Origin of the sequence: Bacillus cereus, from assembly GCF_002577405.1 — a bacterium.
Lineage (GTDB): Bacteria > Bacillota > Bacilli > Bacillales > Bacillaceae_G > Bacillus_A > Bacillus_A cereus_AU.
Genome location: NZ_NULR01000054.1, coordinates 1 through 377, shown reverse-complemented (window position 1 = coordinate 377; position 377 = coordinate 1). Strand labels below are relative to the sequence as shown.

Genomic DNA, 377 nt, shown 5'->3' with positions numbered 1-377 from the left:
GAAATTCGAGATCGTTCTTATGAGGATCAATTACATAGAGCGAGTGGTTTGCAACTTCTTATTTCAGCAATTGTATTATGGAATACGGTATATATATCACGTGCAGTAGATGCTTTACGTGCAAAAGGCGTGGACATTCCAGAAGACTATTTACAACATATATCTCCACTTGGATGGGAACATATTACGTTGACAGGTGATTATGTGTGGAACTTAAATGAAAAAACAAATTTTAATAATCTAAGACCATTACGAGAGAAAAATTATATAAAAAAGTAGTAAAGTAAGTAGCCGGTTCCTTAACGTACAGGGAACCGGCTACATTGTGTCCAAATTGTGTCTAAACGTACAATTTTCTTTTTTTGATATGGTGACCC

1 protein-coding gene is annotated in these 377 nt (G+C 35.0%); it reads left to right on the top strand.

Annotation, left to right across the window (positions count from 1 at the left end; all coding sequences use genetic code 11):
• A partial coding sequence (locus tag COC96_RS27000) for a Tn3 family transposase (protein WP_142340053.1) occupies positions 1–279 on the top strand: 279 nt, incomplete at its 5' end.
• Between the last annotated feature and the right edge of the window lie 98 nt (positions 280–377).